16 protein-coding genes are annotated in these 19,274 nt (G+C 69.3%); 3 read left to right on the top strand and 13 right to left on the bottom strand.

The window, feature by feature from the left end; genetic code table 11:
* Positions 1-223 precede the first annotated feature (223 nt).
* The 7 genes from C8P69_RS04625 to C8P69_RS04595 form a co-directional block, all read right to left on the bottom strand.
* Complete coding sequence (locus tag C8P69_RS04625; RefSeq protein WP_108174704.1) at positions 224-952, bottom strand: ABC transporter ATP-binding protein; 729 nt, start codon at positions 950-952, stop codon at positions 224-226.
* Positions 952-1,743 (bottom strand): ABC transporter ATP-binding protein, encoded by a 792-nt coding sequence (locus tag C8P69_RS04620; protein ID WP_108174703.1) that lies wholly within the window; start codon positions 1,741-1,743, stop codon positions 952-954. The genes C8P69_RS04625 and C8P69_RS04620 overlap by 1 nt, the downstream gene beginning before the upstream one ends.
* Positions 1,743-3,650 carry an ABC transporter permease gene (locus C8P69_RS04615; RefSeq protein WP_108174702.1) on the bottom strand — a complete coding sequence of 636 codons (1,908 nt, stop codon included), beginning with the start codon at positions 3,648-3,650 and terminating at the stop codon, positions 1,743-1,745. Before C8P69_RS04615 ends, C8P69_RS04620 begins: the two co-directional genes overlap by 1 nt.
* A 117-nt stretch (positions 3,651-3,767) precedes the next feature.
* A complete protein-coding gene (locus C8P69_RS04610; RefSeq protein ID WP_108174701.1) occupies positions 3,768-4,994 on the bottom strand; it encodes an ABC transporter substrate-binding protein in 1,227 nt (408 codons plus the stop codon).
* A 211-nt stretch (positions 4,995-5,205) separates the two neighbouring features.
* Positions 5,206-6,213: an asparaginase gene (locus tag C8P69_RS04605; protein ID WP_108174700.1), complete on the bottom strand. Its 1,008-nt coding sequence runs from the start codon at positions 6,211-6,213 to the stop codon at positions 5,206-5,208.
* Between the two features lie 82 nt (positions 6,214-6,295).
* Entirely contained in the window at positions 6,296-7,066 is a 771-nt protein-coding gene (locus C8P69_RS04600; protein ID WP_108174699.1) for a class II glutamine amidotransferase, read from the bottom strand.
* Positions 7,067-7,087: 21 nt separating this feature from the next.
* Positions 7,088-7,345, bottom strand: a complete 258-nt coding sequence (locus tag C8P69_RS04595; RefSeq protein WP_108174698.1) for a DUF6356 family protein — start codon at positions 7,343-7,345, stop codon at positions 7,088-7,090.
* 130 nt (positions 7,346-7,475) lie between these two features.
* On the opposite strand from C8P69_RS04595, the gene C8P69_RS04590 reads away from it, so the two are divergent.
* A complete protein-coding gene (locus C8P69_RS04590; protein WP_108174697.1) occupies positions 7,476-7,949 on the top strand; it encodes an Lrp/AsnC family transcriptional regulator in 474 nt (157 codons plus the stop codon).
* Positions 7,950-8,295: 346 nt separating this feature from the next.
* Here the strand turns inward: C8P69_RS04590 and C8P69_RS04585 are convergent, their stop codons facing one another.
* Positions 8,296-9,207, bottom strand: coding sequence for an MBL fold metallo-hydrolase (locus C8P69_RS04585; RefSeq protein ID WP_108174696.1), 912 nt, complete (start codon positions 9,205-9,207; stop codon positions 8,296-8,298).
* Between the two features lie 137 nt (positions 9,208-9,344).
* Here C8P69_RS04585 and C8P69_RS04580 point away from each other — a divergent pair, with 137 nt between their 5' ends.
* Complete coding sequence (locus tag C8P69_RS04580; protein ID WP_108174695.1) at positions 9,345-9,932, top strand: biotin transporter BioY; 588 nt, start codon at positions 9,345-9,347, stop codon at positions 9,930-9,932.
* Here C8P69_RS04580 and C8P69_RS04575 read toward each other — a convergent pair.
* The 5 genes from C8P69_RS04575 to C8P69_RS04555 all read right to left on the bottom strand — a co-directional run bounded on the left by C8P69_RS04575 (position 9,929) and on the right by C8P69_RS04555 (position 15,693).
* The gene (locus C8P69_RS04575) at positions 9,929-10,846 is read right to left on the bottom strand and encodes an FkbM family methyltransferase (protein WP_170118119.1); all 918 of its coding nucleotides are present in this window, start codon (positions 10,844-10,846) and stop codon (positions 9,929-9,931) included. The two genes, C8P69_RS04580 and C8P69_RS04575, sit on opposite strands and share 4 nt — an antisense overlap.
* 32 nt (positions 10,847-10,878) lie before the next feature.
* Positions 10,879-12,297 carry a protein adenylyltransferase SelO gene (locus C8P69_RS04570; protein WP_108174693.1) on the bottom strand — a complete coding sequence of 473 codons (1,419 nt, stop codon included), beginning with the start codon at positions 12,295-12,297 and terminating at the stop codon, positions 10,879-10,881.
* A 238-nt stretch (positions 12,298-12,535) separates the two neighbouring features.
* A complete protein-coding gene (locus C8P69_RS04565) occupies positions 12,536-13,543 on the bottom strand; it encodes an LLM class flavin-dependent oxidoreductase (protein ID WP_108174692.1) in 1,008 nt (335 codons plus the stop codon).
* Positions 13,544-13,625: 82 nt separating this feature from the next.
* Positions 13,626-14,306 (bottom strand): GntR family transcriptional regulator, encoded by a 681-nt coding sequence (locus C8P69_RS04560; RefSeq protein WP_108174691.1) that lies wholly within the window; start codon positions 14,304-14,306, stop codon positions 13,626-13,628.
* Between the two features lie 181 nt (positions 14,307-14,487).
* The gene (locus C8P69_RS04555; protein ID WP_108174690.1) at positions 14,488-15,693 is read right to left on the bottom strand and encodes a pyridoxal-phosphate-dependent aminotransferase family protein; all 1,206 of its coding nucleotides are present in this window, start codon (positions 15,691-15,693) and stop codon (positions 14,488-14,490) included.
* Between the two features lie 307 nt (positions 15,694-16,000).
* Between C8P69_RS04555 and C8P69_RS04550 the strand changes: the two genes are divergently transcribed.
* Positions 16,001-18,943, top strand: a complete 2,943-nt coding sequence (locus C8P69_RS04550) for an FAD-binding and (Fe-S)-binding domain-containing protein (protein ID WP_425440740.1) — start codon at positions 16,001-16,003, stop codon at positions 18,941-18,943.
* Positions 18,944-19,274 lie beyond the last annotated feature (331 nt).

Below are 19,274 nucleotides of genomic sequence, written 5' to 3'. Positions count from 1 at the left end.
GCCCGTCATGATCCGGCCTTGCGGCCGCTGAACTCCGTCACCCCCGGCGAGGCCCGAGCGGGATGCGAAGGCATCGCGCTTTGGGCCGAGGGAAGGGGGTCCAGGAGCCGATAGGCCGGACCGTGGGACCCTGGATCCCCTTCCCTCGCTTCGCTCGCCGGGGATGACGGATGGCTCCGGCGGCAGAGCGGTGGCGGATCGAACCCTCCGCCCGGGTCTGCACTCACACGCTCAAATAGGCCTCGCGGACCTCGTCATTGGCCTCGAGGTCCTCGGTCGTCCCCTCGTAGCGGATGGCGCCCTTCTCGATGACATAGGCGCGGTCCGACACGGCGGAGGCGAAGTAGAGGTTCTGCTCCGACAGCAGCACGGCGATGCCCTGGGCCTTCATGGCGAGGACCGCATCGGCCATCTGCTCGACGATGACCGGCGCCAGGCCCTCGGAGGGCTCGTCCAGCAGCACGGCGTGGGGATTGCCCATGAGGGTGCGGGCGATGGTCAGCATCTGCTGCTCGCCGCCCGACATGGCCGAGGCGCGCCGTCCCTTCATCTCCGCGAGATTGGGGAAGATGGCGAAGAGCCGGTCGAGCGACCAGGGCTCCTTGCCGGGGCTGCCTGCCGCCGCCTTCCGGCCGACCTCAAGGTTCTCGTAGACGGTGAGGTCGGTGAAGATCCGCCGCTCCTCCGGCACATAGCCGAGGCCGAGCCGGGAGATGCGGAAGGGCTGCCAGCCCGTCACGTCCTGGCCCTCGAAGGTGACCGTGCCGCCATTGGCCGGGACGAGGCCCATGATGGCCTTCAGCGTGGTCGACTTGCCCGCGCCGTTGCGGCCCATCAGCGCCACGACCTCGCCGGCGCGCAGCGTCACGTCGACGCCGAACAGCACCTGCGCATGGCCATAGGCGGCGGCGAGGCCGCGGGTTTCGAGAATGGTGGTGGAGGCGGCGGACATCAGTGCGCCCCCACGACCTGGCGGCGGGCCTTGAGCGCGGCCTGCGCCCCGGCCTCGCCGAGATAGACCTGCTTCACCCGCTGGTTGGAGCGCACCTCGTCGGGCGTGCCGGCAGCGATGATCTCGCCGCGCACGAGCACGAGGATGCGGTCGGCATGGCCGAAGACCGAGTCCATGTCGTGCTCGGTGAAGAGCACGCCGATGCCATGGGCGCGGGCGATGTCGGACGTCAGCTGCATCAGCGCGGTGCGCTCCTTCGGCGCCATGCCGGCGGTCGGTTCGTCCATCAGGAGAAGCTTCGGCTCGGAGGCCAGCGCGATGGCGAGTTCCACCCGCTTCACGTCGCCATAGGCGAGTTCGTTCACTGGCCGGTCCGCCATGTCGGCCATGCCGACCCGGTCGAGGAAGGCGAGCGCCGCCTCACGGTGCAGGCGCGTCGCGGCGGAGGTCACGGCGCGGGTCTGGTGATGGTGCGAGATCAGCGCCATCTGCACGTTCTCGACGACGCTCATCGACACGAAGGTCTGGGCGATCTGGAAGGTGCGCCCCACCCCGAGGCGCCAGACCTCGCGCGGCGGCTTGCCCGTGATGTCGACGCCCGCCAGCACGATGGAGCCGGCATCGGGTTTGAGCTGCCCGCCGACCATGTTGAAGGTCGTCGACTTGCCGGCCCCGTTGGGGCCGATGATGGCGAGCATCTCGCCGGCATCGAGCGAGAAGGTGACATTCTTGCCGGCGGTGACGCCGCCGAAGCGTTTCTCGAGGCCGGAGACGGTGAGAAGCGGCGCCATCACGCGGCCTCCCCGGCGGGCTTGGGCAGCGGGGCAGGCGCGGGCCCGCGGCCCATGCGCTCGCGCAGCGTATCGACGGCGCCGACGATCCCCTTCGGGAAGATCAGCACGATGGCGATGATCGAGACCCCTAGGAAGAAGCGCCAGAAGTCGGTGAGGGGCATGAAGAAGTCCTTCACCGAGTGGAAGACCGCGGTGCCGACCACCGGGCCCATCACCGTCTGGATGCCGCCGGTGAGGATCATCATCAGGAAGTCGATGGACATGCTGATGGAGATCATCGTCGGGTCGATCGAGCCCTTGGAGAAGGAGTAGAGCGCCCCGGCAAGGCCCGCCGCCGCGCCCGCCACGATGAAGGCGAGCCAGCGATGGGTCTTCACGTCGATGCCGATGGCGTCCGCGCGGGTAGCGCTGTCGCGCGCCGCGCGCAGCGTGTAGCCGAAGGGCGTGTAGAACAGGTGCCGGAGCGCCAGGATGGTGGTCAGGGACATCACCGCGACGACGTAGAAATAGACCTCGCGCGAGGCCGCCCAGCGCGACGGCCAGACGCCCACCACGCCATTGTCGCCGCCCGTCACCTCCACCCACTGGAAGCAGATCGCATAGGTGATCTGTGCGAAGGCCAGCGTCAGCATGGCAAGGTAGATGCCCGACAGCCGCACGATGAAGTAGCCGAAGAGGGCCGCCGCGAGACCGCCGGCAATGGGCGCGACGACCAGCGCCAGCTCCATCGGCGCCTTCAGCGGCCCGGTGACGAGTAGGCCCGCGGCATAGGCGCCGACGCCGAAATAGGCGGCATGGCCGAAGGAGACGATGCCGCCATTGCCGATCAAGAGGTTGAGCGAGAAGGCGGCGAGCGCGAAGACCATGATCTCGATGCCAACCTTCACCTTGTAGGTGTCGCCGAAGACCGGGACGAGCAGCAGGGCGGCGGCGAGGCCGATCCAGACCAGCGTCTCGGTGCGGGTGAAGGTCTTGAGGTTCAGGATGCCCTCGGGGAGGACGGCGCGGCCCGAGGCCACCTCCGGCTTGCCGAGCAGGCCCCAGGGCTTCACCACCAGCACCACCGCCATCAGCAGGAAGACGAGGACGAGGGTGATCTTCGGGAAGATGAGGATGCCGAAGGCCTCCAGCATCTTGATGATCAGCGCCGCGATGAAGGCGCCCGGCACCGAGCCCATGCCGCCGATGACGGTGACGACGAAGGCCTCGGTGATGATGGAGAGGTCCATGCCGGTATTCGCCGGCAGGCGCGGGATCTGCAGCGCGCCGCCGAGGCCGGCGAGGAAGGCGCCGAGGAACAGCGTGCCGGTGAACAGCATGGCCTGGTTGACGCCGAGTGCGCCGACCATCTCGCGGTCCTGCGTTGCGGCGCGGATCAGCACGCCGAACCGCGTCTTGTGCATGATGAGCAGGAGGAGGCCGAGCACGGCGGGGCCGACGAAGATGAGGAACATCTCATAGGCCGGGAAGCGCTGGCCGAGGATCTCGATGCCGTGGCGCAGGCCCGGCGCGCGCGGGCCGGTAATGTCGACCGGGCCCCAGACCTTCAGCACCACGTCCTGGACGATGAGCACGACGCCGAAGGTGGCGAGCAGCTGGAACAGCTCCGGCACCTTGTAGATGCGGCGCAGCAGCACGAGTTCCATGATGACGCCGAGGATGCCGACCACGACCGCCGAGGCGATCACGCCGACGAAGAACAGCGTCGGCGAGCGGTCGAACTGCAGCAGCCACGGCACGATGGTCACCGCCATGTAGGCGCCGAGCATGTAGAACGAGCCGTGGGCGAAATTCACGATGCGGGTGACGCCGAAGACGATCGTCAGGCCCGAGGCGATGACGAACAGCGCCGAGGCGCTGGCCAATCCCGACAGGGCCTGAATGACGACGAAGGAGAGATCCATCGGGGGCGGCTCTCGGCGCAAGCGATCAGAGCGGGGTCGCGAGGAGGGTCGCGGCCCGGTTGTCTTGGGTGAGGGCGCCCGGAGGAGCCGGGCGCGTCAGGTGAAGGCGCGGAGCCGTCAGATCTTGCGCGCGGCGCGGACCTCGGCCTCGGGGAACATGACCTCGGCGCCGTCCACGTAGCGGAAGTTCTTCATGGTCGGCAGCTTGCCCTGCAGCGTCGTCTCGCCGACCCAGGCGCCGAGCGTCGACTGCTGGTCGATGGCGCGCATGGTGACGGGGCCGCAGATCGTCTGCGTGGTGAGGTCCTTGAAGGCCTCGATCATCGCCGCCGTCTCGGTGGACTTCGCCTTGTTGAACATGTCGCGGATCATGAAGGGCACGACATAGCCGAGCACCGAGCCGAGGCGCGGCGTGTCGTTGAACTTCGCCTTGTAGGCGGTGACGAAGGCCGGGTGGCCGTGCGTCGTGACCTGCTCCGGCGGATAGCCGGTGACGATCCAGCCGTCCGGCGTCTCGTCGCCGAGAGGCAGGAGATATTCCGGCTCGCCGGTGAGGAGGCTGACCACGGTGCGGCGCTCGAACAGGCCGCGGGTGTTGCCCTCGCGGACGAAGGCGGTGAGGTCGGCGCCGAAGAGCACGTTGAAGATGCCGTCCGGCCGGCTCTGGGCGAGCGCGCCGACGGTGGCGCCGGCATCGACGCGGCCGAGGGCCGGGAACTGCTCGGCGACCACCTCGAAGCCCGGCACCGCCGCGCCCATCAGGCGCTTGAAGGCGGCGACCGCCGACTGGCCGTACTCGTAGTTGGGCGCCACGACGGCCCAGCGCTTCACGCCCTTCCCCTTGGCGGCATCGACCAGCATCTTGGTCTGCATGTAGGTGCCGGGGCGGACGCGGAACGTGTAGGGGTTGCCGCTGCCCATGGTGAGCGCGTCGGTGAGCGGCTCGGTGGCGAGATAGAGCACCTTCTTCTGGTTGGCGAAGTCGGCGAGTGCGAGGCCCACATTCGACAGGAAGGCGCCGGCGATGAAGGAGACGTTCTCGCGGGTGACGAGCTCCTCGGCGACGCGCACCGCGTCACCGGGGGTCGAGCCGTCGTCGCGGAAGACGATTTCGAGCGGGCGGCCGCCGAGGCCGGCAAGACCGCCGGCCGCGTTGATCTGCTCGACGGCGAGCTGCATGCCATTGCGGTAGGGGACGGCGAAGGCCGCCATGCGGCTGTAGGAATTCAGCTCGCCGACCCGCACCGGCGCGCCCTGTGCGGGCGTCGTGCGGGACGACAGGGCAAGACCGGTGGCGGCAAGGCCGCCCACCATGGTCCGGCGCGACAGATCGAGCTTCGGCATGACACATCTCCCCTGGATGCGGATGGCGGGGGCCATCCATTCCACCTCTGGCCGACCTTCCAGTTCTTTTGTTCTGCGGAAGATCATTCGTAAGCGAACGATACCGCGTCCCCAAGGGCTGGCAAGAGGCTTTTTTGGAATTCATGCAGACAGCCCCGTGCGCCGCTGTCGCAGCCGCGCGGCGGAAAAAGTCGCCTGATTGTCGAAGGGTTTAGGAGAAGGTCGGGCGCAGGCCGCCGACGGTGATCCCATTCCAGTTCTTCATGACCGGCGTCACGAAGCGCTGGAATTTGGCACGCTCTGCCTCGTCCATGGGCACCAGTTTGGCGATGAGGGTGGCCATCATCACCTCGCTCGCACGGGACGCGCCATCGAGGCATTTGAGCGCCACGCCCAGGCCCTGGCCGGGCAGCGCCGCGCAGAACACGCCCTCGGCGCCGGTCTTCACGAAGACCCGCTCGCCGAAGAGGCCCATGACATCGGTGCAGAAGCGGCCCGAGCCGGCCACCATGAAGGGCTCGGCGGCGCAGGCGGCGCGCAGCCGGGCGAAGGCCTTGGCGCGCTCGGGACCGACGCCCTCGCCGGTGGCGAGCTTGGCAAAGCCGTGCGCCAGCTTCTTCAGCGGCACGGCGAAGGTCGGGATCGAGCAGCCGTCGATGCCGAAGGCCGTCTCGCGGTCGAGGCGATGGCCTGTGACCTCGCCCACCGCCTCGGCGACGAAGCGCTGGACCTTGTGGTCGATGCCGACATAGCCGGTCGGGTTGATCCCCTCCTGGCAGGCGAAGCAGACGAAGCCGGAATGCTTGCCCGAGCAGTTGTTGTGGAGCGCCGAGGGCTTGCCGCCGGAACGGGCGAGGCCCTGCGTGGCTGATGCGCCCGAGGGCCAGTGCGCGCCGCATTCCAGGGTCGCCTCGGTGAGGCCGGCCTTGGCCAGCATGGCCGCGGCGGTCTCGGCGTGGCGCGGCTCGCCCGAATGCGAGGAACAGGCCAGCGCCAGTTCCGCATGGCCGAAGCCATAGCGGTCGGCGGCGCCGCTCTCGACCAGGGGGAGGGCCTGCAGCGCCTTGATGGCCGAACGCGGATAGATCGCCTGCTCGATGTCGCCGACCGAGAAGACGACGCGGCCCGCCGCGTCCAAGACGACCAAAGCGCCGCGGTGGACGCATTCGACGCTGTCGCCGCGCAGGACTTCGACGAGGATCGGATCGGTGAGGGACATGGGGCGGCTCGATGTGACGAAGCGGGGCGGCCTTCCTATCAGGCCTTTCGCCCTTGGCCATCCCCTTCCGCGAAGGGGCGCCTCAGTGCAGGGCGAAGGGCTCCACCACCGGACCCGCGCCCTTCAGCGTCACCCAATGGTCCGGCGGCACGGCGGTCCAGCGCGCGCCTTCCGTGTCGAGGGGTTCCGAGACGACCAGCCAGCCCCCCTCCGTGCGGCCGCAATAGAGGGTTGGCGGCTTGTCGTCGGAGGAGAAGCGGCAGGCGTGGATGGTCTCGCCATCGGTGAAGCAGGCGGTGAAGCGCAGCGGCGCATTCGCCCCGCTCTCCTTCATCGCCGCGAGGATGGTGGCGAGCGTCGTGCGGGTGGCAGTGACCGGATCGCGCTCCAGGCCGTTCGCCCGCATCAGCAGGAAGACGAGTTCGGAATCCGTCGCGCCTTGCCGCTCGGCATAGAGCTCGTCCGGCACGAGGGCCTCGAGCCGGCGGCGCACCCGGGCGAAATCGCCGATCTGGCCGTTATGGACGAAGAGCCAGCGCCCGCCGCTGAACGGATGGCAGTTGACCCGGCTGGTCGGCGACCCGGTCGAGGCGCGCACATGGGCGAGGAAGAGGCGGGTGCGGACCTGGTGGGCGAGGGCCCTCAGGTTCTCGTCGGACCACGCCGGCATGATGTCGCGGAAGACACCGGGCACGGCCCGCTCGCCGTACCAGCCGACGCCGAAGCCGTCGGCATTGACGCCGGTCTTGGCCTCATGGGCCCGCCGGCTCTGCTCGATCAGGGAGTGACACGGCCGGAACAGCAGCTCGTCGACGAAAACCGGTTCGCCGGCATAGGCCATCCAGCGGCACATGGGGTCACCCGTGGATCTGGCTTACTCGGCGGCTTGCGCGCCCGGCGCGACCTGGCCCTGCGGCGCATCCATGCGGGCGTTCATGTTGGCGACCATGTTCTTGACGATGGTCGAGGCGGTCTTTTCGAACAGGAAGGGCAGGAAGGCGTGGACCAACGCACAGAAGGCGCAATAGGCGAAGGTCGCGGAATAGCGCAGCGCCACGCCCATATGCTCGAAATAGCTCTCGTTCACCGATTCAGGATGGGCGAGGAAGGCCGTCTTGAGGCGCTGGATCATGGGGAACTCCGCCGGGTTCGAAGCGTAGCCAACATGATAGGCCGGAGCTCGCGGGAGGTGTTCCCAAATCTCCTGCCTTTAACCACGACGGCGTGGACTTCATCCCATCGAAGGGTATGATGGCGGGACAATGTCCCAGACAATCCTCGATTCCATCGACAAGGCGCTGCTGCGAATCATGCAGCAGGACGCTTCCCTCTCCATCGAGCAGCTCGCCGAGCGGGTGAACCTGTCGCGCAACGCCTGCTGGCGGCGGGTGAAGCGGCTGGAGGAGGAGGGCATCATCCGCGCCCGCGTCGTCCTCGCCGATCCGGCGCGGCTGAACCTCGAACTCACCGTCTTCATCGCCGTGCGCACTGCCCGCCACGAGGCCGACTGGGCGGCGCGCTTCGGCGCGGCGGTGCAGGACATCCCCGAGATCCTCGGCGTCTATCGGACCGCCGGCGACATCGACTACATCCTCCACGCCCGCGTGCCCAACGTCGCGGCCTATGATCGCCTCTACAAGAAGCTCACCGCCCGCATCGAGATGCAGGATGTCTCGGCGAGCTTCGTGATGGAGGAGATCAAGGAGGTCACGGCCCTGCCGCTGGACTTCGTGTGAGGGGGGTAGAGGGTCGCCCGAAGCGACCCAAGCCGTCCTTGCCCGGGAACCTCCTCCCGTCATGCCCGGGCTTGTCCCGGGCATCCACGAATTCTCTTCCGGCAGTGGTCAAGTCGTGGATGCCCGGGACAAGCCCGGGCATGACGGTTGGGACCGTGATCTTGAAGGAAATGCCCCACCCTTACCCTCCCCTCTGGCGAGGGGAGGGGGACTACGGCGTCGTGTCGATATCGAAACGGCTGGGCCAGGCGGTACGGACCCGGTGAAGCGGGAGGCCATTGTCTCCCTCCCCTCGCCAGAGGGGAGGGTGCGGGTGGGGCCTTCGACCCGCCCACTCCGCAACCGGTCACGCCGGCCGGAACGCCCCCGTCAGCGAGGCCGGGCCGTCGCTCGCCACCAGCCCGCGCCCGACGAGGTCTTCCAGATGCGCGAAGACCGACAGGCCCGCCGCGCTCTTCAGCCTCGGATCAAGCCCCTCGTAGATCGCCGCGACGATGTCGGGGATGTGCCGGTCGCCGAGGCCGAGGCGCTTCATGATTGCCGCCTCGCGCAGCCGCCGGTGATGCGCCAGCGCCCGCATGAACTTCGCCGGCTCCTTCACCGGCCCGCCATGGCCCGGCCAGAACAGCGTCTCGTCACGGGCGCGCAGCTTGTCGAGCGAGGCCATGTAGTCGCCCATCGCCCCGTCGGGCGGCGCGACGATGGAGGTCGACCAGGCCATGACATGGTCGCCGGAGAACAGCGTCTGCTCTTCCCGCAGCGCGAAGGCCATGTGGTTGGCCGTATGGCCGGGCGTGAACACCGATTCGAGCGTCCAGCCGGTGCCGGTCACCACGTCGCCGTCCTTCACCGCGATGTCAGGCGTGAAATCCCGGTCGCCGGAGGCATCGAGCACATTGGTCTCGCCAAGGTTCAGCGGCCGCGCGGCGCGGTGGGGGCCCTCCGCATAGACCGGCGCGCCGGTGGCGGCCTTGATGGCGGGGGTCGCGGGCGAATGGTCGCGATGGGTGTGGGTGACGAGGATGGCCTCCACCGTCTCGCCCTTCACTGCCTCGAGCACGGCGGCGACATGTCGCGGATCATCCGGACCGGGGTCGATGATGGCGACGCGGCCGGTGCCGACCACATAGGTCACCGTGCCCTTGAAGGTGAAGGGCCCGGGATTGTCGCAGAGGATGCGGCGGATCAGCGGGGAGAGCGTCTCCACCCGGCCCGGCACGGCTGCGTCCTCGCGCTCGAAGGGGATGTCATCGGCCATTCTGCCTCTGTCGAAAAGGGGGTGAGCCGGCGCCTTGCCGATGCCGCAGATCGCGGGCTATGGGAGGCATAGCCACCACGTCGGCGCGCAATTGACAAGCTGACCCAACGGCATAGCTCCACAAAGGATTTCGCCCCATGTCCCACGCGACCATTGCCGCGACCCTCTGGCCCTCCCGCTCGGCCGCGCTGCCGGGCCTGACTCTCCGGTCCCTCGCGCTCGTCGCTGGCGGCGTCTGCCTGATCACTCTCGGCGCCAAGGCGAGCGTGCCCTTCTGGCCGGTTCCGCTGACGCTGCAGACCCTCGCCATCTCCGTCGTCGCCGCCGCCTATGGCCTGCGCCTCGGCGTCGCCACCGTCGGCGCCTATCTCCTCGCCGGCCTCCTCGGCGCGCCGGTCTTCGCCGGCTGGTCGGTCGGCATCGCCCCGTTCATGGGCCCGACGGGCGGCTTCCTCGTCGGCTTCCTGGTGATGGCCGCCATCATCGGCGCCGCCGCCGACCGCGGCTGGGACAAGGCCTGGCCGAAGATCCTCGGCGCCATGGCGCTGGCCAATGTGATCGTCTTCGTGCCCGGCCTCCTTTGGCTTGGCACCTTCACCGGCTATGGCGCGAAGCTGCTGGCCGCCGGCCTCTGGCCCTTCGCCCTCGGCACGGTGGTCAAGACGGCGCTCGGCGCGGCGCTGATGCCGGCCGCCTGGGCTATCGTCTCGCGCGTCAGGGGCTAATCCTCCTCGACGACGTAACCGCCGTCGAACATGGTGGCGATGCGGGCGAGAGCCGCCCGCGTCGCTTCATCCCCGGGCGCAAGGCCCGCGGGCAGGCGGGGGCCGAGCTCCGCCGCCTCCATCACCGCGAGGCGCCCAAGCAGGTCCGGGTCGAGCCGGATCGCAAGCGCATGGTCGGGATGGCCGGTGTCGCGATGCGCCGGGCCATATTCGCCGAGATGCAGCACCGCATCCCAGGGCGTCGGCTCGGAGGGAAGCCGCGAGGCGCGGTGCATCTCCTCCTCCGCCAGATAGAAGCGGTTCAGCCCGTCGAACCAGACGTCATGATAGCCGTTGGCGGTGAGGATCGGCGCGAAATCGGCGGAGCGGTCCGCCATGGTCCAGGGTGCCACGGCCTCCACCACCACGACACGCGGCCGGATGCGCGTCCAGTCATTGCCGGCCAGCACGCTCGCCTCGGCACCCTCCACGTCGATCTTCAGGAAGTCGATCGCCCCCGGGGCATGGGTGGCGGCGAGGTCCTTCAGCGTCGTCACCGGAAGGCGCCGCTCGACGGTCGCAACGCCGGCGGCGCCCGCGGCCTCCGCATTGGCCTTCACCGTCGTCGACAGGCCGTGGAAGCGCTCGGCCTGGAACAGCACCGCTTCGCCCGCCTCGGCTCCGCACAGCGCCTCCACCGTCACGTCGCGCGGCCGGACGATCCGGTAGGCCGCGGCGATTGTCGCCTGCGGCTCGACCACGATGCCGCGCCAGCCCTTCTCGTAGAACCAGAACGAGACATTGTCGGCGACTGCATGGCCGCCGCCGACATCGATGTAGAAGCCGCGCTCGACATCGGCGAGCAGCAGCGCGAGGTGATAGTCCTCGAGGTTCTGGGCATAGGAGAAGAAGCGCCCGGCGCGCATGTCGGTCATCGCCATCCCCAAGGTCGTGTCCCCGTCCGCCGTCAGCGCGGCGGTGTGATGGCGTGAGCCTTTCGCGCCGTCTCGATCTGGTCAAGCTTGGCCTGGAAGGCCGACCAGTCGTCCCGCTCGGCGATCGGGGCCCAGAGCGCCTCGACCTCCTCGATCAGGAGCGTCGCGGGCCCCTCGCCATCGAAATAGGCGGCTGCCTCGGGGCTCCGCGGCAGCGGATCATGCAGCGCGAGTGCCGCCTCCAGCCGGGCGAATTCCTCGCCCTGGTAGAAGGGCGCGTTCGGCCCCGCCAGCGCGAAGGCGCGGCGGTCGATGCCGCCATGCCAGTCGAAGAAGGTCCGCTCGAACGGGGCCTGCGATTTCAAGAGGAACTGGAAGAGGGCGGCGACGAGCTCCTCGTCCTCGGCCTCTCCTGCCTGGATAAGGCCGAGGCGGGCGCAGACGGCCCGGCGCAGGCTCGCGTAGAAGGCGCTCGAGTAGGTCTTGAGCGCCTCCTCCAGCGCCGCGACGGGCGCGACCAGCGTCAGGCATTCGGCGAAGCGCTCGAGGTTCCACGCAACCGCGCCGGGCTGGCGGCCATAGGCATAGAGGCCGGTCTGGTCGAAATAGGCGGCGGTGAAGCCGGGCTCGTAGCGCGGCAGGAAGCGCCAGGGGCCGTAGTCGAAGCTCTCGCCCGTCACCACCATGTTGTCGGTGTTGAGCACGCCATGGACGAAGCCCGCGGCCATCCATTCGCCGACCAGCGATCCCGTGGCGGCAACGACGGCGGCGAGCAGGGCCGGGGCCTCCTCCGTCACATCGCGGCCGCGCGCGGCGGAGGGGTGGTAGTGGCGGATGCCATGGGCGACGAGGGCGGCGATGCCGGCCTGGTCGTTGGAGGCGAGGCAGCGCTGGAACGTGCCGAAGCGCAGATGGCTGTGGGACAGCCGCACCAGCACCGAGGACCGGGTGGGGGAGGGCTCGTCGCCGCGCACCAGTTCCTCGCCGGTCTCGATCAGCGAGAAGGTTTTCGAGGTGTAGACGCCAAAGGCCTCCAGAAGGGCGGTGGCCAGCACCTCGCGCACGCCGCCCTTGAGGGTCAGGCGGCCATCGCCGAAGCGCGAATAGGGGGTCTGGCCAGAACCCTTGGTGCCGAGGTCGAGCAGGCGATCGGCCCCGTCGTGCAGCTGGGCGAAGAGGAAGCCGCGGCCATCGCCGATCTCCGGATTGTAGGAGCGGAACTGGTGGCCGTGATAGCGCAGGGCCAAGGGCTTCGGGAGATTGTCGGGGAGCGGCTCGAACCGGCCGAAATGGCCGATCCATGCGTCGTCGGTCAGCCCGCCGAGCCCCACGGCCTCGGCCCAGCGCTGGTTGCGGAAGCGCAGGATGTGCCGGGGGAATCGGGCGGGCTCGACGACGTCGAAGAAGTCGGGGCCGAGGGCGGTGTGGGCCGTCGCGGGGCGATAGGTCATGGTTCAGCTATAGCCCATCGCTGGGGGTGAAGGTCCATTGGGGCGGGTTGAGGAGGGCGGGAAACGGCCCCTCACCCTGACCCTCTCCCCGCCAGCGGGGAGAGGGGGGCCACGACGTCCCGTCCTTTTCGCTACCGCCATGCCGAGCCCCACCCGTCCCGGCGAAGGCGGGACGCTGTTGCACCCTCTCCCCGCTCGCGGGGAGAGGGAAGGGTGAGGGGCAAACAAGCCCCGGACGTCACGCCGCCGCCGGCCGCGCCTGCAGGTCCCTCACCACATCCGCCAGCATCTCGTAGGAGCGCACGCGCTTGGCATGGTCGTGGATGGCGGAGGCGACCACCAGTTCGTCCACGCCGGTCTCGGCGATGAACCGTTCCAGCCCGCGCCGCACCGTCTCCGGCGAGCCGACGAAGGAGAAGTGCAGCATGCGCGAGGCCTGGGCCTTCTCCATCGGGCTCCAGAAGGTCTCGATGTCGTCGATGGGCGGCGGCAGGAGGCCCCGCACGCCGCGGAAGATGCGGGCGGCGCGCTGCTGCGCCGAGGTGAAGAGGCGGCGCGCCTCCTCGTCGGTCGGCGCGAGGAAGACATTGCAGCCGGCCATGGCATAGCTCGTCGCCTGCTGCTTGGAGGGCTCGAACTTCGCCCGGTAGATGGCCATGGCCTGCATCAGCGCATCGGGGGCGAAATGCGAGGCGAAGGCGTAAGGCAAGCCCAGCATGGCCGCGAGCTGCGCGCCGAAGGTCGAGGAGCCGAGGATCCACAGCGGCACCTCGGTGCCGGCGCCGGGCACGGCTTGGATCGCCTGTCCGGGCTGGACGGGGGCGAGGAAGGCCTGCAGCTCCAGCACGTCCTGGGGGAAGTTGTCGGATTCCATCGGATCGACGCGCAGCGCCCGCATGGTGCGCTGGTCGGTGCCGGGCGCGCGCCCGAGGCCGAGGTCGATGCGGCCGGGGAATAGGCTCTCCAGCGTGCCGAACTGCTCGGCAATGACCATGGGCGCATGGTTCGGCAGCATGATGCCGCCGGCGCCGACGCGGATGCGGTGGGTCGCCGCCGCCACCTGGCCGATGACCACGGCGGTCGCGGCGCTGGCGATGCCGGTCATGTTGTGGTGCTCGGCGAGCCAGTAGCGGTTGTAGCCGAGCCGGTCGGCGTGGCGGGCGAGGTCGATGGTGTTGCGCAGCGCGTCGCCGGGCGTGGAGCCTTCGGGAACGGGCGCGAGGTCGAGGATGGAGAACAGCGTCATGGCAGCATCCGGGGTCAAGGTCCGGTGATGGGCCCCTCAAGATAGGCCGATCGCGGCCAAGCGCGAGGGGGCGGCGCGGGGATCAGCCCTGCTCTGGGGCGCCGAGCTCGCCCAGTGCCTCGTGCACCACATCCGCCTTGTGGCGCAGGTGCTCGCGCATCAGCGCCGAGAGGGCCGCGCCGTCGCGGCGGCGGATCGCCGCCATCATCCGCTCGTGGTCCTCCACCGCCTCGGCCCAGCGCTCGGCGCTCTTGCGGGCGACGAAGCGGACGGCGTGAATGCGCACCATGAGGTTCTGGTAGAGTCCCGCCAGGGTCGCATTCCCGGCGATGCGGAAGATCTCCTCGTGGATCTGCCGGTTCAGCCGCGAATAGGGCACCCATTCGCCGCGCTGCCAGTGTCCGACCATCTCGGCATGCATGGTCTCGAGCCGGGCGAGGTCATCCGCTCCCATCCGGGCGCACGCGAGCTCGCCGGCCAGCGCCTCCAGCATGCCCATGATGGGGAAGAGCTCCTCCACCGCCTCGGGCGCGATACGGGCGACGCGCGCACCGCGGTTCGGGGTGAGGTCGACGAGGCCCTCGGCCGCCAGCACCTTGAGCGCCTCGCGCAGGGGGGTGCGGGAGACGCCGAAGAGGTCGCAGAGATCGGGCTCGGAAATCTTGTCGCCGGCCTTCAGCGTGCCCTCGACGATCATGTCGCGCAGCCGGCCGACGAGTTCGGTCGCAAGCGAGCGGCGGGCGATCAGCGGATGCTCGTTCATCGGCGCCCCCGGTCCGAACCCTCTCCCCCCGTGGGAGAGGGTGCCGCCGTCAGGCGGCGGGTGAGGGGGTCATGTCCGACCGTCATGATCTGCCACATGCTTGTCGCCTCACCGCCTCGAAGCCCTCACCCGGCTGCTCCGCAGCCACCCTCTCCCACGCGGGGAGAGGGTCAGCGGAAGCTCACGCCGCCTTGGCGCTGCCCTCGCGCTTGGTGTCAGCGAGATAGGCCATGGCCGCCGCGACGCCGCCCGCCTTGTGCGGCACGCCGGCAAGGCCGAGGCCCATCTCCACGCCCGCCAGCGTGCCGATCAGCGTCAGGTCGTTGATGTCGCCGAGATGGCCGATTCGGAACACCTTCTTCGCCACCTTCGACAGGCCCGTGCCGAGCGACATGTCGAAGGCGTCGAGGATCACCGAGCGCAGCTTGTCGGCGTCATGGCCCTCCGGCATGACGACGGCGGTGAGCACCGGCGAGAAATGCTTCGGGTTGGTGCAGAGGTTCTCGAGGCCCCAGGCGGCCACCGCGCGGCGGGTCGCCTCGCCATGGCGCAGGTGGCGCGCGAAGACGCTGTCGAGGCCCTCCTCGTGGAGCATCTTGATGGCCTCGTCGAGGCCGTAGAGCAGGTTGGTCGCCGGTGTGTAAGGGAAGTAGCCGGACTTGCCGGCGGCGATCATCTCCTCCCAGCCCCAGAAGCTCTTCGGCAGCCGCGACGTCTTCGAGGCGGCGAGCGCCTTCTCCGACACGGCGTTGAAGGAGAGGCCGGGGGGCAGCATCAGGCCCTTCTGCGAGCCGGCGACGGTGACGTCGACGCCCCATTCGTCATGGCGATAGTCGACGGAGGCAAGCGAGGAGATCGTGTCGACCATCAGCAAGGCCGGATGGCCGGCGGCGTCGATGGCCTTCCTCACCTCGTCGATCCGCGAGGTGCAACCCGTCGAGGTCTCGTTGTGGACGACACAGACCGCCTTGAACGCATGCGCCTTGTCCTCGCGCAGCGCCGCCTCGATGGCGGCGACATCGGCGCCGGCGCGCCAGTCGGAGGGTATGAAGGTCGCCTCGACCCCGAGCTTGGCCGCCATGGTCTTCCACAGCGTGGCGAAATGGCCGGTCTCGACCATCAGCACCTTGTCGCCGGGGGAGAGCGTGTTGGCGAGCGCTGCCTCCCAGGCGCCGGTGCCGGAGGCCGGGTAGATCACCACATGGCCCTTGGTCTTGAAGATGGTGCGCATGCCGTCGAGGACGCGCAGGCCCAGCTTGCCGAAATCCGGGCCGCGATGGTCGATCGTCTGCCGCGCGATGGCGCTGAGGATGCGCTCTGGCACGGGCGAGGGGCCGGGGATCTGCAGGAAGTGGCGGCCCGCGACGCGGGGGGCATTGGTGGCCATCGGGGTCTCCTCGGACAGGGCGGCGCCGGTTGTCGCGCTCGGCCTCTTGCCAGAATGAATAATGAATGCAAAATTCAAGTCAAGCAGAACAGAGCGTCTTGTGGGGGGTTCGCGGCGGCATCGGTTTCACCTCTCCCCGGCGGAGAGAGGTCGGCCAAAGGCCGGGAGAGGGGGCTGCATCCCGCCCAATGCGTCCCCCTCTCCCGACCGTCGCTCACGCTCCGGTCGACCTCTCCCCGCCGGGGAGAGGTGGATGAGCCCGCTCTGCACGGCCTGTGGCTGCCCTGACGAAATCGAGAATGCGTCCATGAACGACATGAGCAACACGCCCGACACGCCGCTGCAGCGCCGCCTCGCCTCCGAGGTGAAGGGCGACGTCCTGTTCGACGCCTTCTCGCGCGGGCGCTACGCCACCGACGCCTCGATCTACCAGATCATGCCGGTCGGCGCGGTGGTCCCCGAGACCATGGACGATGCGATCCGCGCCGTGGCGCTCGCCCGCGAGGAGCGCATCACCGTCCTGCCGCGCGGCGGCGGCACATCCCAGTGCGGCCAGACGGTCAATTCCTCCCTCGTCGTCGACTGCTCGAAGCGCCTCAACCGCATCCTCGATCTGGACGTCGCCGGCCGCACCGTCCGCGTCGAGCCGGGCATCGTCCTCGACGACCTCAACCGCCAGCTCAAGAAGCACGGGCTCTGGTACCCGGTCGACGTCTCCACCGCCTCGCGCGCCACGATCGGCGGCATGACCGCCAACAATTCCTGCGGCGGCCGGTCGCTCCGCTACGGCACCATGCGCGACAACGTCATCCAGGTAGAGGCGGCGCTCGCCGACGGCACCCGCCGCTGGTTCGGCGAGGTCTCGCGCGACGATGCGATGCGCAATGACGCCGACCTCCTGACCCGCGACCTCCTCACCCTCGGCGAGCGCGAGGCCTCCGAGGTCGAGGCGCGCTTTCCCAAGGTCCAGCGCCGCGTCGGCGGCTACAATCTCGACGCCCTCGTGCCGAAGGGCGCCGCCAACAACATGGCGCATATCCTCGTGGGCTCGGAGGGCACGCTCGCCTTCACCACCGCGGTCGACCTGAAACTCTGGCCGCTGCTCGGGCCCAAGGTCTTCGGCATCTGCCATTTCGGTTCGTTCCACGAGGCGATGGACGCCGCCCAGCATCTCGTGACGCTCAAGCCCATCGCGGTGGAACTGGTCGACCGCACCATGATCGGGCTTGCCCGCGACATCGCCATGTTCCGCCCGACAGTGGAGCGCGTGGTGCGCGGCGATCCCGACGCGCTGCTGGTGGTGGAGTTCGCCGAGGAGACCGAGGCGGAAAACCTCCAGAAGCTGAAGGACCTCGAAGCCCTCATGGGCGACCTCGGCTTCTCGTGGTCCGGCACCGGGGCCCGCTTCGGCGGCGTAGTACCGGTGGTCGAGCCGGCCTGGCAGGCCGCCGTCACCGAGATGCGCTCCTCCGGCCTCAACATCATGATGTCGATGAAGGAGGCCGGTAAGCCCGTCTCCTTCGTCGAGGATTGCGCCGTGCCGCTGCCCGACCTTGCGGCCTACACGGCCGGCCTCACCGAGATTTTCCGGGCTCACGGCACCGAGGGCACCTGGTACGCCCATGCCTCTGTTGGCTGCCTGCATGTGCGCCCCGTCCTCAACATGAAGCTGGACGTGGATGCCAAGCGCATGCGGTCCATGGCCGAGCAGGCCTTCGAGCTGGTCCGAAGATACAAGGGCTCGCATTCCGGCGAGCATGGCGACGGCATCGTCCGTTCCGAATTCCATGAGCAGATGTTCGGCACGCGCCTCGTCCGCGCCTTCGAGGAGGTGAAGGACCGCTTCGACCCCGACGGCCTGTTCAACCCGGGCAAGATCACCCGCGCGCCGCGGATGGATGACCGGACGCTTTTCCGCTATCCGCCGGGCTATGAGGGGATCGAGATCACCCCCGCCCTCGACTGGTCCGACTATCCCGGTGCGTCCCAGGGTTTCCTCGGCGCCATCGAGATGTGCAACAACAACGGCACCTGCCGGAAGCTCGACGGCGGCGCCATGTGCCCGAGCTACCGCGTCACCCGCGACGAGCAGCACGTGACGCGCGGCCGCGCCAACACACTGCGCCTCGCCATGACCGGTCAGCTGGGTCCTGCGGCGCTGACCTCGCCGGAGATGGAAGAGACGCTGAAGCTGTGCGTCTCCTGCAAGGCCTGCAAGCGCGAGTGCCCGACCGGCGTCGACATGGCGCGGATGAAGATCGAGGTGAAGGCCCAGCGCTACGCCCTCTATGGCGCGAAGCTGCACGAGCGGCTGGTCGCCCACCTGCCGCGCTATGCCGGCCTCGCCGCCAAGGCGCCCTGGCTGTTCAACCTGCGCGACCGCGTGCCGGCCCTCAAGGCCCTGTCGGAAAAGCTGGCGCAGTTCTCGGCGCGGCGCAGCCTGCCGCGCTGGCGCTCGGATGTCTTCGCGCCCAAGGCCGCGGCCGAGGGGCCCGAGGCCGGCCGCGAGGTCGTGCTCTTCGCCGACACGTTCAACCGCGCCTTCGAGCGCGAGAACCTCGACGCCGCGGTCTCGGTGCTCGTCGCGGCGGGCTACCGGGTCCATCATGCGAAGCCCACCGGCGGCGGCCGTGCGCTGTGCTGCGGTCGCACCTATCTCGCCACCGGCATGGTCGACCGCGCCCGCGAGGAGGCCGACCGGCTGGTCGCGGCGCTCGCGCCCTTCGCGGCGCGCGGCGTGCCGGTGATCGGGCTCGAACCCTCCTGCCTCTTCTCGCTGCGCGACGAGATCCCGGCGCTGCTGCGCTCCGACGATGCCAAGGCAGTGGCCGGTGTCGCCGTGCTGTTCGAGGAGTTCATCGCCGCCGAGGCCAAGGCGGGCCGGCTCGCCCTGCCGCTCGGCGAGATGAAGGCCAAGGCGGTGCTGCACGGCCACTGCCACCAGAAGGCCTTCGGCGCCATGGGCGCGGTCGAGGGCGCGCTGCGCCTCGTGCCCGGCCTCGAGGTACAGACGGTGGAGAGCTCCTGCTGCGGCATGGCCGGGGCCTTCGGCTACCATGTCGAGACCATCGACGCCTCGCTCGCCATGGCCGAGCTGTCGCTGCTGCCGGCGGTGCGCAAGGCGCCGGACGACGCGATCATCGTCGCCGACGGCACCTCCTGCCGCCACCAGATCGCCGATGGCGCCGGCCGCGAGGCGGTGCATGTGGCGCGCGTGCTGGCGATGAGCCTGGAGCGGAATGGGGCTTAGGGACCCCCACATCTAGCTCCGGCTCAGGCTCGCGAACCTCCGCCCGTCATGGCCGGGCTTGTCCCGGCCATCCACGACTTGAACACCACCGTCTTGCAGGAATTCGTGGATGCCCGGCACAAGGCCGGGCATGACGGATGAGGGAACGGGAAGGGCATCGGCTCTTTTGTGTTGGCCTCTTGCGCCCTTGCTGTCGCCTCCCGAGCCGGCGCACCACCCCCACCTCATCCCAGTGGGGAGAGGTCGGCCGAAGGCCGGGAGAGGGGCCTGCTCTTCGTCCTGAGGCGTCTCTCCCCCTCTCCCGCCTCGCTGCGCTCGTCGACCTCTCCCC

Source organism: Phreatobacter oligotrophus, assembly GCF_003046185.1.
Taxonomy (GTDB): domain Bacteria; phylum Pseudomonadota; class Alphaproteobacteria; order Rhizobiales; family Phreatobacteraceae; genus Phreatobacter; species Phreatobacter oligotrophus.
The sequence above is the reverse complement of the archived record's forward strand: the minus strand, read 5'-3'. Positions and strand labels throughout refer to the sequence as shown.

What these genes read in the sequence shown, in the direction of transcription:
- C8P69_RS04565 (WP_108174692.1), bottom strand. Translation starts at nt 13,543, where the DNA reads ATGACGCTGTTCTCCATCCTCGACCTCGCGCCCGTTCCCGAAGGCTCC.
- C8P69_RS04580 (WP_108174695.1), top strand. Translation starts at nt 9,345, where the DNA reads ATGTCCCACGCGACCATTGCCGCGACCCTCTGGCCCTCCCGCTCGGCC.
- C8P69_RS04605 (WP_108174700.1), bottom strand. Translation starts at nt 6,213, where the DNA reads ATGTCCCTCACCGATCCGATCCTCGTCGAAGTCCTGCGCGGCGACAGC.
- C8P69_RS04560 (WP_108174691.1), bottom strand. Translation starts at nt 14,306, where the DNA reads ATGAACGAGCATCCGCTGATCGCCCGCCGCTCGCTTGCGACCGAACTC.
- C8P69_RS04595 (WP_108174698.1), bottom strand. Translation starts at nt 7,345, where the DNA reads ATGATCCAGCGCCTCAAGACGGCCTTCCTCGCCCATCCTGAATCGGTG.
- C8P69_RS04615 (WP_108174702.1), bottom strand. Translation starts at nt 3,650, where the DNA reads ATGGATCTCTCCTTCGTCGTCATTCAGGCCCTGTCGGGATTGGCCAGC.
- C8P69_RS04575 (WP_170118119.1), bottom strand. Translation starts at nt 10,846, where the DNA reads ATGACCGACATGCGCGCCGGGCGCTTCTTCTCCTATGCCCAGAACCTC.
- C8P69_RS04570 (WP_108174693.1), bottom strand. Translation starts at nt 12,297, where the DNA reads ATGACCTATCGCCCCGCGACGGCCCACACCGCCCTCGGCCCCGACTTC.
- C8P69_RS04620 (WP_108174703.1), bottom strand. Translation starts at nt 1,743, where the DNA reads ATGGCGCCGCTTCTCACCGTCTCCGGCCTCGAGAAACGCTTCGGCGGC.
- C8P69_RS04590 (WP_108174697.1), top strand. Translation starts at nt 7,476, where the DNA reads ATGTCCCAGACAATCCTCGATTCCATCGACAAGGCGCTGCTGCGAATC.
- C8P69_RS04600 (WP_108174699.1), bottom strand. Translation starts at nt 7,066, where the DNA reads ATGTGCCGCTGGATGGCCTATGCCGGCGAACCGGTTTTCGTCGACGAG.
- C8P69_RS04585 (WP_108174696.1), bottom strand. Translation starts at nt 9,207, where the DNA reads ATGGCCGATGACATCCCCTTCGAGCGCGAGGACGCAGCCGTGCCGGGC.
- C8P69_RS04555 (WP_108174690.1), bottom strand. Translation starts at nt 15,693, where the DNA reads ATGGCCACCAATGCCCCCCGCGTCGCGGGCCGCCACTTCCTGCAGATC.
- C8P69_RS04610 (WP_108174701.1), bottom strand. Translation starts at nt 4,994, where the DNA reads ATGCCGAAGCTCGATCTGTCGCGCCGGACCATGGTGGGCGGCCTTGCC.
- C8P69_RS04625 (WP_108174704.1), bottom strand. Translation starts at nt 952, where the DNA reads ATGTCCGCCGCCTCCACCACCATTCTCGAAACCCGCGGCCTCGCCGCC.
- C8P69_RS04550 (WP_425440740.1), top strand. Translation starts at nt 16,001, where the DNA reads ATGAACGACATGAGCAACACGCCCGACACGCCGCTGCAGCGCCGCCTC.